Here is a 13,254-nt window from a genome sequence, read left to right on the forward strand (position 1 = left end):
TATTATGAAAAAAATATTATATGTTTTGCATTCTGGAGTTACTGGAGGTACATTTCTTACAAATAAAGATTTGATGAAAAATGTTAATTATAATTTTGATGTATTTTTATTAACTGCTGAAGTTGATGTTTTAAAATTTTATCATTATGTTAATGATAAATTAGTTCTAATTAAAGAATATGAAAGAAAATATATGTGGTCTGCAAAAGATTTTCATAATAATTGGCTTTCATATATTTATTTTGATATTTTAAATGAATATCATATTGATATTATTCATGTGAGACATTTGATTAATCATAGTTTTGATTTGCCTAAAATTGCTAAAAAATTAGACATTCCTGTAGTTTTATCTTTTCATGATTTTTATTTTATATGTCCATTTTATGTTTTATTAAATGAAAATAATGATTATTGTGGAGGAGTGTGTAATAATAATTTGGATAACTGTTATAATCCATTAAAATCTTTAGATGATATTAATTCTAAGAAATTAATTGAGTTATGGAGAAAAAATGTATTTGAAATGTTTCAATATGTTGATTATTTTGTTACAACATCTAGCATTGTAAAAAATCTTTTTTTAAAAATTTATCCAAACATGAACGAAGAACACTTTAAAGTTATTGAACATGGTAGGGACTTTTTAAAATTTAGTAAGGGTTGTAATGAAATTCCTTGTGAAAATAAACCTATTAAAATAGTATGTCCTGCTAATCATCTTAATATCATGAAAGGTTCTGAGTTAATTAAAAGTATTAAAAAAGAAGATAAAAATAATCGTTTAGAGTTTCATTTTTTAGGTAATTGTCATGATGGTATTGAAAATTATGGTATAAATCATGGAACATTTGAAAGAGATGAATTTTTTAAAAAAATTGAAGAAATAAAACCTTCATTTATAGGAATATTTTCAATTTGGCCAGAAACATTTTGCCATACATTAACTGAGGCATGGAGTTGTGGAATTCCAGTTATTGGAAGTAATATTGGAGTCATACAAGATAGAATTATAAAAGAAAAAGGCGGTTGGTTAATAGATATTTCTAATCCTAAAAAAGCTTATGATAAGATAATAAATATTGCTGAAGATAAAGAGGAATATACTAAAGTTCAGGAAAATATTAAAAATATTTCTTTTAAAACAACTTTAGAAATGTCTGGTGAATATTTAGATGTCTATAATGATTTGTTATTTTGATAGATTTAATAAATATGAGTATTTGAGTATTAATAGTTTAGTGAGAGTAATTATAAATAATAATTTTTTTTTTAAATGATGTAATGTTTTAATAAAAATTAATTTAAATATATTATTATATTTTTATCATAATTAGAATTAATGTTAAAAGGGGATATTATGCATAAAAGTTCGTTTCAATCAATGGAATTATTTAAAAATAAATATTTGGATAATAAGAAACAGTTAAAGATTTTAGATATAGGGTCTTATGATTCTAGTGATACTTCTTATAATTATGGGAGATTTTTAAAAGAAGATAATTGGGAATATGTAGGTATGGATATTCAAAAAGGTCCTAATGTAGATTTAGTTGTTTCTGATATTTATAATTGGATTGAAATTGAGGATAATTCTTTTGATGTTGTTGTTTCTGGTCAAGCTTTTGAACATATGGAGTTTTTCTGGAAAGCAATTAAAGAAATAGAAAGAATTTTAAAACCAGGTGGTTTATGTTGTATTATTGCACCTAGTTCTGGTCCAGTTCATAAAAATCCTTATGATTGTTTTAGATTTAAAGAAGGGGGCATGAGGTCAATAGCAAATTATGCTGGATTAAATGTATTGGAATGTTATATAAATGATGATGAAATTTCTAATCCATGGTATGATGGTGTTTTAATAGCTAAAAAGAAAAATAACTATTCTAAAAATAATTTATATGAAAGAATGGATATTTTGGAAGATAAATTTAATTTAATTTTAAAGGAGTTAAATAGGTGATTGTATGCATAAATCTAGTCATGATAAAATGAATTGGTTTAAAAATAATTATCTTAATGATGATGATTTTTTAGATATATTGGATGTTGGTTCTTTAGATACAAGTGGTACTAATTATAATTATAAATCTATTTTCAATAATTCTAATTGGAGTTATCAAGGTTTAGATTTTGAAGCTGGAGATAATGTAGATATTGTTGTAGATGATATTTATAATTGGTATGAGGTTAAGGATAATTGTTATGATGTTGTTGTTTCTGGTCAGTTTTTTGAGCATTTAGGTTTCTTTTGGCTTACTATGGCTGAAATTGATAGAGTTTTGAGACCTGGTGGTTTTTGTTGTATCATTGCTCCTAGTGGTGGACCTAAACATGGTGATGCAGATGATGACTGTTATCGTTTTTATGAAGATGGTATGAGAGCATTAGCTAAATATGTTGATTTTGAAGTTCTTCATACTTCTGTAAATGATGATGCTAAACCTTGGTGTGATTGTTGTCTTGTTGCTAAAAAAACAGGTTCTTTAGCAACTAGTGAAAATAATTTAGAAAAAAGAATGCATAATCTTGAAAATAGATTAGATGATATTTTGGATTCAATTAAGAAATAATTATTGTGATTTATATGGAATCTGTTAGTAATATTGATCAAATTGAAAATTTAGAAAATAATAGTTTTGTTGGCAAACCTGAATTTGTTAATTCTAAAGTTACTTTTAAAGGTAAAGGTAATTTATTTTTTTGTGAACGTGATGTTAAGTTAGTTAATGCATCTATACGTTTTGAAGGTAGTAATTCTTTAGTTTATCTTTCATCTACTCCAAATTCACAATATCCTTTAAATTTGCAGGTTTATCATGATTCAGTTATCTTTTTTGGTCGTGATAATAATATGACTGCTCCATTAAACATTAATGTTCAGGAACATCAAAATTTAATTATTGGAGATGATTGTAACATTGGAAGTGGTACTAATATTAGAACTTCTTTTGCTTATCCGTTATATTCATCTAAAACTAAGCAAAGAATTAATTTCCCAGGTTCTGTTCTTATTGGAGATCATGTTTGGTTAGGTCATTTAGCTTATATTTCATCAGGTGCTATTTTAGGTTCTGGTTCTATTATAGATAATAATTCTTTTGTTCCTCCTAATTATAAAATTAGTTCCAATTCTTTTTTAAGTGGCAATCCGGTTAGTGTTGTTCAAGAAGATGTTTTTTTCACTAAGGATTATTTAGGTGCTTTTAATGAGGCTTCTTCTGAAAATGTTAATAATTATGTAAGTGATGTTTTTATGTATGAAGTTATTCCAAATGAATCTCTTTATTTCCCTAAAATTGATGAAACATTAAAATCTTTAAATGTTGATGATTCTTTGGATTTTATTCAAAAATTATTTGTTTATAACAAAAGAAAAAATAGATTTACTATTTTGTAGTTTTATAGTTTAAAATAAATTCAAGGAGTTAGGTTATTTTTAACCTATGTATCCTTGATTAGCTGGTTTTAAGCTTGTTACAATGTCATTAATTAACTTTGAGAAGTATTCATTTTGATCATTATCATAATTTAATATCCAAACACGATAATTTTTATTATTTTTTTCAAAAAATATTTGTGTTGAATTGGTATAATCTGTTTCACGATAAGTTATATATAGGTCAGTGTTATCTATTTTTTTAGTTTCATTGTTTACTGTAAAATTATCACTTGCAGCTTTTTGGAAATAACTTTTAATTGTTTTACTATTATTTAGATTAGTTATGTTTATAGTTATATTATCACTTTTATCGTAAAGGCTAATTGTGTTGTTAGTTTTATTACTTATATTGAAATTTTCAGGTAAGTTGAATTTATCTCCATTAAATTCTATTTTATTTGAATTAAATTCAAAACCAGTATAATTATATAAATTAATTATGGCCATTAATAAAATCAATAGAATTAATAATAAATATAATTTTTTCATATTTTCACCATCAAAAGGTTTATTATCTTGTGTAAAGATATTATATATTAATTAAATATATTTATGGTTATTTTAATATTTTTTGGAGGCTAAAAAATTTATAATAAATTTTTATTTAGTGTCATAATTGCAGCGCACAATTCTGATTTGTATTTAAAAAAAGCAATTGACTCTATTATTAATCAAAGTTTGGGATTTGAGGAAAATATCCAAATTATTATAGTTAATGATGGGAGTACAGATAATACAGAAGAAATGTGTCTAAAATATAAAGTTAAATATCCTCAAAATATTAAATATGTATCATTAGATTCATCTTTTGGTCCAGCTTATGCTAGAAATCAAGGATTAAAAGAAGTACAAGGAAAATATGTTAATTTTTTAGATAGTGATGATTATATAAGTTATAATACTTTTAAAGATGTTTATAACTTTTTTGAAAAATATTATTATGAGATTGATGTGGTTTCAATTCCAATATATTATTTTGGTTCAAAAAAAGGCGATCATCCTTTAAATTTTAAATTTAAGAAAACGTGTGTTGTTGATTTATTAAAACAACCAGAATTTATCCAATTATCAGCACCATCTTCATTTTTTAAAGCATCAGCTATTAAAAATATTAAATTCAATACAAAATTACAAACTGCAGAAGATGCATTTTTTGTTAACCAAGTTCTTTTAAAAAACTTAAGATTAGGGTTAGTTAAAAAAGGATCTTATTACTATAGGAAATTTGAAGCTAAAAATTCATTACTTGATTTTTCAAGCAATACTAAGGATTTTTACACTTCTAGAATTAAAAATTTCCATTTTAATTTAATAAAACTTTCTAAAGATAGATTTGGTGAAGTATTAAAATTTATTCAATATGTGTTAATGTATGATTTACAATGGATGTTTAAAATAAAAAAAATTGATTTTATTTTATCTCATGATGAGATTAATGAACTTTATATTAATTTAATTTTTATTTTACAAAATATTGATGATGATGTGATATATAATCAAAGAAATATCCAAAACCAACTTAAAACACATGTATTCTTTTTAAAATATCTTGGTAAAGATTATTTAGGAGATTGTAATCATAAAAATGTTGAAAAAATATATAATGAAGTTATTGATAATTTATCTTTAAATCAAGTTTTCATAGATATATTTGAGATAAGAGGAAATTTAATATATGTCTCAGGGCTTTTTACTACATTTTTCAATGAAAGAGGTAAAGTTTTTGTTTTAGCTAATGGAAATGTAATTGAAACTAATGAATTAAAATATCCTCAAAGGGATAGGTATTCTTTAAATTTCCAATATGCGTATAACAATAATTTTGAAGTTTATATTCCAATTACTTCAAAAAATCTTAAAATAGAATTTAAAACAGATATAGATAATTTTAAAGATTTAATAATTGAGTTTAATAGGCCATGTAGACTTTCAAACACTTCTAAATATTTACTTTCAAGAAATCATGTTAGTAAAGTTGATGGGAGTGTAATCACTGTTAAACCAAGAAATTTTGCAAGAGTATTAAAAAATGAGTTTTCAACAATTTCTACAATGTTGTCAGAAACTAAACAGGGTTGGAAAACTGGAGTCTTATTTAGAATAATTTACTTTATAATATATCCATTTATGCATTCTAAAAGAATATGGATTTTCATGGATTTACCATATTTAGCTGATGATAATGGTATTAATCTTTTTAAGTATGCTGTGACTGTGGATGATGATATTAATAAGATTTTTGTTTTAAATAAAGATAATTTTGCATTTAATGATATTTCTAAGATTGGAAAAACAATTGAATATGGTTCTATTAAGCATAGGATTTATGCATTATTTGCTGAAAAAGTTATATCTTCTCATCCAGATAATGGTTTAGTTTATCCATTTTGGGGAAATTATCCTTTTTTATCAGGTTTAGTTAGATTTCAATTGATATTTTTACAGCATGGTATTACTAAAGATAATATTTCAATGTGGCTTAATAAAGCAGATAAAAATATTTCATTAATTGTAACTGCTTCAAAATTAGAGAAAGCTTCTTTTTTTAAGTATGATTATAATTATCATGAAAATGTACCACAATTGTTAGGTTTTCCAAGATATGATGCTCTTGAAAAAAGAGAAGATTATAAAGAAATTGTTATCATGCCTTCTTGGAGAAGATATTTTCATCATTCAACAAAAGAAAAGATTTTAAAATCAAATTATTTTAAAGTTTATAATGATTTAATTAATGATTCTCGTTTGATTGATTATTGTAAAAAAAGTGGTTATAAATTAATTTTTAAACCTCATCCAAATGTTTATAGGTTTATTGAATTGTTTGAAACTAATGATTATGTTACAATTGATTCAACAGCTAATAGTTATAATAATATTTTCACACATGCTTCATTGATTATAACCGATTATTCATCAATAGCTTTTGATTTTGCTTATCTGAAAAAACCAGTTATATATTATCAGTATGCTTTAGATTATCACTTTGATATTGAAGAAAGTTATTTTAATTATGAAACTATGGGTTTTGGAGAAGTTATAACAAATCATGATGACTTAGTTGACTTAATAATAGAATATATTGAAAATGGTTGTAAAATGAAAGAACAGTATATTGAAAGAGTCAATGATTTCTTTGAGTTTGATGATAAAAACAATTGTAAAAGAGTTTATGAAGCTATTAAAAAAATGGATCATGATTATTAAACTTGAAAAATTATTTATTTTTTATAATAAAAATCGTTAAGTTTATATACTTTGAAAAACACATCTTTTAATAACTACTTTTGTTATGTTTAATGCGGGGGTGGTCGAGTGGTCAAAGGCGATAGGTTGAGGGCCTATTGGGTTAGTCCCTTCGCGGGTTCAAGTCCCGTCTCCCGCACTTATTTAATTAAACTATTTTTTTCTTGATTATTATGTCTAACAAATATTTAAATGCGATTTCTTGTGAGGGTAATAATGTTTTTATAGATATTGAAGTTTCTCCAAATTCTAATAAATTTCAAATTTCAGGTTTTAATGAATGGAGAAACAGATTTGAGGTACGTATTAAGCAGGTTCCTCAAAAAGGTAGAGCTAATAAAGAAATTGTAAAAGAATTATCTAAACTTTTTAATTGTAATGTAAATATTTCAAAAGGTGAAAAATCTTCACAAAAAACAGTCATGGTGCATGATGTTGATATTGAGTATGTGTTAGAAAAATTAACTTCCTTTTTATAAAATATGTAAAAAATAATTAACTATTTAACCAATTAAAACATAAATTATTATTAATTAAATTAATATGGTGATAATTAATGAAAGCAGTAATTCCAGCAGCTGGTTTTGGTACTAGGTTTTTACCAGCTACTAAGGCTCAACCTAAAGAAATGTTACCTGTTTTTGATAAACCGACTATTCAGTATGTTATTGAAGAAGCTGTGGCTTCAGGTATTGATGATATTTTAATTGTAACTGGTAAAAATAAAAGATCTATTGAAGATCATTTTGATAAATCATTTGAATTAGAATATACTTTAGAACAAGCAGGTAAAACTAAATATTTAAAACAAGTTCAAGATATTACAGATTTAGCAGATATATGTTATATTCGTCAAAAAGAGCAAAATGGTCTTGGTGATGCAATTTATTGTGCTAAAAAACATGTTGGAGATGAGCCATTTGCAGTAATGCTTGGAGATACAATAACAAAAGGGAACACTCCATGTACTAAACAATTAATAGATATTTACAATAAATATGAAGCATCAGCTATTTCTCTTGAAAAAGTGCCTAAAGAAAAAGTGGAAAGATATGGTATAATTAAAGGTTCTGAAATAGAACAAGATGTTTATAAAATTGATGAACTTGTTGAAAAACCACCAGTTGAACAAGCACCATCTAATTTAGCTATTATGGGAAGATATGTGCTTACTCCAGATATTTTTGATAAAATCAAAGATACAGAAGCTGGAGTAGGTGGAGAAATTCAACTTACAGATGCATTAGCTAAATTAGATAAAATTTATGGAAACACATTTGAAGGAAAAACTTATGATATAGGAAATCGTTTAGAATGGTTAAAAACATCAATAGAGTTTGCAATGGATGATGAAGAATCTAAAAACGATTTAATAGGTTACATGAAAGAAATGATATCAACATATTAAAAAAGTATCTATTTTAAATTTTTTTAATTTTCTTTCTAATTTCATGAAAAATAGGAGTATTATGGTTTCATCATAAGATCCATAATACTAAATGCTTCTTTTTTGTTTTTAACAGTAGGTCCAGAAAATCCACCAAATGCATTTTTTGCAAATTCTTTATTAAGTCTTTTGGAAACTTCACCAAAAATCATTTTATATGCAGTGCATTGTGGATCAACAGATTTTGGTGTTTTATGAGCTACAATAGCATTATAAGGGCATCCACCTTCACAATATTTCACATATTTGCATTTATTACAATTTTCATCAACATATTTTCTAAATTCTTGAAGTTTTGCCCAGGCTGTTGATTGTTTTAGTTCTTCAAAGCTTGGATTTGTTTTAACATTGCCTAGAATATATTCATCCATTCCTACAAAACGATAACATGGATAAATTGATCCATCAGCACCAATAGCTAGTGTTGTACCAATGCAGTCAGCAAATGTACATAATGTTCCTCTTCGTCTAAATGTACTTTTAGCAATATGGTCTAAATCCATTATACTAAATTTATCTAAATCATAAAGATACTTATCTAACCAGTTAATTAAAAGCTTTCCGTGTTCTTCTTGGTCAAGTGCCCAAGGGTCTGCATTATCTCCACGTAATGATGGGAGAGCTGCATGAATTTTTAAGTTCATTCCGTTTGATTTAAAGAATTCATATAATTCATCACTATATTCTTTAGAGTATTGTGTTACAGTTAAAACAAAATTAATATTCAATCCTTTTTCTTTTGCTCTTTGGTATCGGGACATTGTTTTTTTAAAATAACCTTCAGCTCTTTGATAATCATTAATTTCTTCAGGTCCATCAATACTAGTACTTACAACAACATTATATTTTAAGAATAAATCAATTAGTTCATCTGAAAGTAGCCAAATATTACTTTGAAGTGAAAATCCTTCTACATTATGTATTTTGGATAATTTTTCTAAGGCTTCAGCATAGAAATCATAACCTGCAAGAAGAGGTTCTCCACCATGAAATGTAAAGTGAACTTTATCATCTCTAAAATCATCTAACCAGGTTATGATGTCGTCGATAAGTCCAACATCCATTATTTCTTTTGTTGATTCAGAACCCCAACAATATTTACAATTACATTGACAGCCTAAAGTTGGGATTATCATTACATGAAAAGTCATCTTATCCGTAATATTTATTTAATTCTTTTAAAAGTTCTTTTTTTTCATCTTCTTTTATATTATCGTTTACAAAGAAAATATAACCGCAATCTTCACATTTTACAGTATCTAACTCTGCATGCGCTCTATGATTGTCTAACATTTTTCTATGCACATTTTTATCTTTAGAACCACATTTTGGACATGGAGCTAATAATTCTTCGAGTTTCATATTTATCACTTTTTTATTTCATTGTTTAAAAAAATTTCTGATATAATTTAATACCTATATTTTTTATAAATAATACTTTTAATTTAAAGAAATGACCCTCAAATTCTTTTTTAACTTTATCAAGTTCTTTTGGGATATCTAAGTGCTGTGGACATTTTCTTAAACATTTTCCACAACTATTGCATAAACCAGCATTAGATTTATTTATCATAATTCCACTAACAGTCATATAATAATCAATCAAACTTTGATTTAATATACCTTTTTGATTAAATAGATATTTTTCATTGTATATTTTTATACATTCTGGAATATTTACTCCTTTAGGACAAGGTAAGCAATATCCGCAGCTAGTACAGTTAATTTTAAGTAATTCTTTTAAAGCTCTTTTTGCATAATTTATAGTTTCTAATTCTTCTAAAGTCATTGAATTAGGTTTTAGATTATTTCCAATTTTTATATTTTCATCAATTTGTGGGATAGTATTCATTCCTGAAAGTACACATGTTATCTCAGGATGGTTTAAAATCCATGATAAACTCCATTCAGCATTTGTTTTATTTGGATTGGCTTTTTTAAACATGTTTTCTACTTCTTCAGGCATTTTTCCAGCTAAAATCCCTCCTTTTAATGGTTCCATTACAAAAATACCCATTCCTTTTGAAGCTGCATGATGTATACATTCAATATCTGCTTGCACATGATTATCAAAGTAATTATATTGAATCATTACCATATCCCAATCATAAGCATCAATTAATAAAGGGAATTCTTCTGTTGGGCCATGATATGAAAAACCAATATATTTTATTTTTCCTTCCTTTTTCGCTTTTGATATAAATTTAAACACATCTTTTTTAAGTAAGCGGTTCATTCCTTTTAAATCAATATTGTGTAGGAAATAATAATCAATACAGTCAATTTGCAGTCTTTCTAATTGTTTATTAAGAATTTTTTCCATATCTTCATATTTTTTAATATTCATTGCAGGTAATTTTGTAGAAATTTTAACTTTGTTTTTATAGTTTCCTTTTAGAGCTTTTCCAATAACTTTTTCACTTTCTCCATTATTATAAATGGCTGCAGTATCTATTATATTTATTCCATTATCTATTGCATGGTGTATTAATTTTTCAGCTTCAAGGTAATTGATTTTACCATTTTTGGAAGGTAATCTCATAGCTCCAAAACCTATAGGTGAGATTTTTTCTTGTGTTTTTTTGATGATTCGGTTTTTCATAGTAATAATTAGTAAATAAACATGATAAATATGTTTAGAAAATTTAATGTTGTATAAGTCAAATAATGCAAAAAACTTATTTAATAGATTTAAATGTAATGGTGTGCGATAAAATACAAAAAATATTTTTAAAAAAACTTAATAAATCTTTATTTTAAAAATAAAAGATTAATTTTATTTGGAAGATATATTTTGGCACATACTATTAGATATAAAAAAGAGTAATTAATGTGAAATTAAATCGATAGGAACTATGTTGAAATCCTATAATTTTTCACAGTTGAAGTTGCATATTGATCATGTTTTTTTGGATTATTATTAATTATTTTGGTGAATATTTGGAGTTTTTATAGATTAATATGTTATTTAGGTATATTAAAAATGCTTATAATCCATTAACATTACAGAAATTCTTTAAAAGAATGCATACAAATTTGTTTAAAAGAACAACAAAATTAATACTTAATAATTGGAAATTAAAGTTATATATATGGTTATTGATGGTATTGGATCTATTAGTGACAATACAGACAAGTATTACGCAAAAATACGCAATGATAAACGAAAATATTACACTAAATTACATATTACATTGATGTTGATTTTAGATTAATATTATCTTCACAAGTAGTAAGAGAACCTAAACATGATACAATATTTACAATATCATTCATTAGAAGTAAAATCATTCAATAAAAAAATATGACTCACTAAGAAACAATGTAAAAGTGTATTCAGTGTGATAAAAATAAAATTATGTGGAGATAATAAAAGTAAAAGCATAAAACTAGAAAACAAATAAACAAGACTCAAAATAGCAATTTACAATATCTTTCAATCAATCAAAATATAAAAATAGGATTTCAACAGATATATCGATATGATAATATTTATATAACTATAAATTATAGAATTAATAATTAATACTTATTGAATAAACTAAATTGAACATATTTGTTTATGTGGTAGGTATATTATTTTAAAAAAGTGATAAATTATGGATTCAAAAAAAATTGGAGTTATTGTATTTGTAATATTGATATTGGCTGTTGGTGTTGGATTGTGGGCTAATAGTTCAACAAGCACAGATAACAGTTTGAATGGACAAGAAGTAAATTTAGCTGCTGCAGCTAGTTTAAAAAATGTTTTTGATAACAAATTAATCCCTATGTTTGAAGAAAAGTATCCTGGGGTAAAAGTTACTCCAACTTATGCTTCAAGCGGAGATTTACAAAAACAAATTGAAAATGGTTTAGATGCTGATGTATTTATGTCTGCAGGTAATAAACAAATGAATAAATTAGTTGATGAGGATTTAATTGATAATAGTACTAATATGCAATTTTTAGAAAATAAGGTTGTTTTAATTGTACCTAAAGACTCAAACTTAAACATCTCTTCATTTGAGGATTTAAAAAATGTAAATGGGAACATTGCTATTGGGGATCCTTCTTCAGTTCCTGCGGGACAATATAGTAAAGAAATATTGGATAATATGGGCATATGGGACAGTGTTGAGTCAAAATTATCTTTTGGCACTGATGTGACTGCTGTATTAAATCAAGTAGCTCAAGGATCTGCTGAATGTGGCATTGTATATTCTACTGATGCCAAATCTAATGATGATGTTAAAGTAGTTTGTGAAGCTCCTGATGATGCACTAAAAACTCCAGTTATTTATCCAATAGCTGAACTTAAAAACTCTGAGCATCAAGATGCTACTCAAAAGTTCATAGAATTCTTAAAAACTAAAGAAGCTAAAGATGTATTTATTGAATATGGATTCACAATTTATGAATAAATTAATAATCATATTCTAATATTTTAAAGGAGGTTTGGGCATGGCTGATTGGACTCCAATTTTTATTTCAATGAAAACAGCAAGTTTATCAATTTTCATAACCTTTTTTTTAGGTTTGATAGTTGCTTGGGGTATTGTTAGACTTAAAAATGATTCAATAAAAATTGTACTTGATGGCATTTTTACACTTCCAATTGTATTGCCACCTACTGTTGTAGGGTTTTTTTTATTGTATATGTTTGGTGTTAGAGGTCCAATAGGTAAGTTTTTTATAGAGTTTTTTGCTGTGAAAATAGCATTTTCATGGTATGCAACGGTTATTGCTGCTGTAGTCATGTCTTTTCCTTTAATGTATCGTTCTGCTAGGGGTGCATTTGAACAAGTAGATTCTAATTTATTAGATGCAGGTCGTACATTAGGCATGTCTGAATTAGAAATTTTTTGGAAAGTTTTATTTGCAAATGCATTGCCTGGAATTATTAGTGGTGGAATACTTGCTTATGCTAGAGGTTTAGGTGAGTTTGGTGCTACAGCAATGATTGCAGGAAATATTGCAGGACAAACTAGAACTCTCCCAATGGCTGTTTATTCAGAAGTAGCTGCAGGTAATATGGGGAATGCTTTTAATTATGTGATATTCATTGTTTGTATAGCATTTATAGCTATTTTTATTATGGATTATGTTTCTATACGCAAAGAGAACCAATGGAGATAAT

Annotated in this window: 14 protein-coding genes and 1 tRNA gene; 11 read left to right on the plus strand and 4 right to left on the minus strand. The window is 25.7% G+C overall.

Annotated features, from left to right (window positions below; translation table 11 throughout):
- Positions 1–4 precede the first annotated feature (4 nt).
- The 4 genes from Q0984_RS04530 (at position 5) to Q0984_RS04545 (ending at position 3,400) form a co-directional block, all read left to right on the plus strand.
- A complete protein-coding gene (locus Q0984_RS04530; protein WP_299524200.1) occupies positions 5–1,201 on the plus strand; it encodes a glycosyltransferase in 1,197 nt (398 codons plus the stop codon).
- A 159-nt stretch (positions 1,202–1,360) separates the two neighbouring features.
- The gene (locus Q0984_RS04535) at positions 1,361–1,963 is read left to right on the plus strand and encodes a class I SAM-dependent methyltransferase (RefSeq protein ID WP_299524203.1); all 603 of its coding nucleotides are present in this window, start codon (positions 1,361–1,363) and stop codon (positions 1,961–1,963) included.
- A 4-nt stretch (positions 1,964–1,967) separates the two neighbouring features.
- Positions 1,968–2,573 (plus strand): methyltransferase domain-containing protein, encoded by a 606-nt coding sequence (locus Q0984_RS04540; protein WP_299524206.1) that lies wholly within the window; start codon positions 1,968–1,970, stop codon positions 2,571–2,573.
- Positions 2,574–2,587: 14 nt separating this feature from the next.
- Positions 2,588–3,400, plus strand: coding sequence for a DapH/DapD/GlmU-related protein (locus Q0984_RS04545; RefSeq protein WP_299524208.1), 813 nt, complete (start codon positions 2,588–2,590; stop codon positions 3,398–3,400).
- A gap of 39 nt (positions 3,401–3,439) precedes the next feature.
- Here the strand turns inward: Q0984_RS04545 and Q0984_RS04550 are convergent, their stop codons facing one another.
- On the minus strand, positions 3,440–3,931 hold the full coding sequence (locus tag Q0984_RS04550) for a hypothetical protein (RefSeq protein WP_299524210.1): 492 nt from the start codon (positions 3,929–3,931) through the stop codon (positions 3,440–3,442).
- 126 nt (positions 3,932–4,057) lie between these two features.
- On the opposite strand from Q0984_RS04550, the gene Q0984_RS04555 reads away from it, so the two are divergent.
- From Q0984_RS04555 to galU, 4 genes are all read left to right on the plus strand, one after another.
- The gene (locus Q0984_RS04555; protein WP_299524398.1) at positions 4,058–6,649 is read left to right on the plus strand and encodes a CDP-glycerol:glycerophosphate glycerophosphotransferase; all 2,592 of its coding nucleotides are present in this window, start codon (positions 4,058–4,060) and stop codon (positions 6,647–6,649) included.
- 94 nt (positions 6,650–6,743) lie between these two features.
- Positions 6,744–6,827: transfer RNA gene (locus Q0984_RS04560), tRNA-Leu, on the plus strand.
- Positions 6,828–6,861: 34 nt separating this feature from the next.
- On the plus strand, positions 6,862–7,167 hold the full coding sequence (locus Q0984_RS04565; protein ID WP_299524212.1) for a DUF167 domain-containing protein: 306 nt from the start codon (positions 6,862–6,864) through the stop codon (positions 7,165–7,167).
- A gap of 77 nt (positions 7,168–7,244) precedes the next feature.
- The gene (galU, locus tag Q0984_RS04570; RefSeq protein ID WP_299524214.1) at positions 7,245–8,096 is read left to right on the plus strand and encodes a UTP--glucose-1-phosphate uridylyltransferase GalU; all 852 of its coding nucleotides are present in this window, start codon (positions 7,245–7,247) and stop codon (positions 8,094–8,096) included.
- A gap of 59 nt (positions 8,097–8,155) precedes the next feature.
- Here the strand turns inward: galU and Q0984_RS04575 are convergent, their stop codons facing one another.
- From Q0984_RS04575 to Q0984_RS04585, 3 genes are read right to left on the minus strand one after another with little or no spacing between them, the layout of a single operon-like run.
- Positions 8,156–9,286: a TIGR04083 family peptide-modifying radical SAM enzyme gene (locus Q0984_RS04575; protein ID WP_299524217.1), complete on the minus strand. Its 1,131-nt coding sequence runs from the start codon at positions 9,284–9,286 to the stop codon at positions 8,156–8,158.
- 1 nt (position 9,287) lies between these two features.
- Positions 9,288–9,497, minus strand: a complete 210-nt coding sequence (locus tag Q0984_RS04580) for a TIGR04165 family Cys-rich peptide (protein WP_299524220.1) — start codon at positions 9,495–9,497, stop codon at positions 9,288–9,290.
- 25 nt (positions 9,498–9,522) lie between these two features.
- Positions 9,523–10,737 (minus strand): aldo/keto reductase, encoded by a 1,215-nt coding sequence (locus Q0984_RS04585; protein ID WP_299524223.1) that lies wholly within the window; start codon positions 10,735–10,737, stop codon positions 9,523–9,525.
- Between the two features lie 469 nt (positions 10,738–11,206).
- Here Q0984_RS04585 and Q0984_RS04590 point away from each other — a divergent pair, with 469 nt between their 5' ends.
- The 3 genes from Q0984_RS04590 to modB all read left to right on the plus strand — a co-directional run bounded on the left by Q0984_RS04590 (position 11,207) and on the right by modB (position 13,253).
- Positions 11,207–11,350, plus strand: coding sequence for a hypothetical protein (locus tag Q0984_RS04590; RefSeq protein WP_299524226.1), 144 nt, complete (start codon positions 11,207–11,209; stop codon positions 11,348–11,350).
- A gap of 384 nt (positions 11,351–11,734) precedes the next feature.
- Positions 11,735–12,538 (plus strand): molybdate ABC transporter substrate-binding protein, encoded by an 804-nt coding sequence (gene modA / locus Q0984_RS04595; RefSeq protein WP_299524229.1) that lies wholly within the window; start codon positions 11,735–11,737, stop codon positions 12,536–12,538.
- 40 nt (positions 12,539–12,578) lie between these two features.
- A complete protein-coding gene (gene modB, locus Q0984_RS04600; RefSeq protein WP_299524232.1) occupies positions 12,579–13,253 on the plus strand; it encodes a molybdate ABC transporter permease subunit in 675 nt (224 codons plus the stop codon).
- Position 13,254: the final 1 nt, after the last annotated feature.

The sequence above is a fragment of the uncultured Methanobrevibacter sp. genome, from assembly GCF_934746965.1.
GTDB lineage: Archaea > Methanobacteriota > Methanobacteria > Methanobacteriales > Methanobacteriaceae > Methanocatella.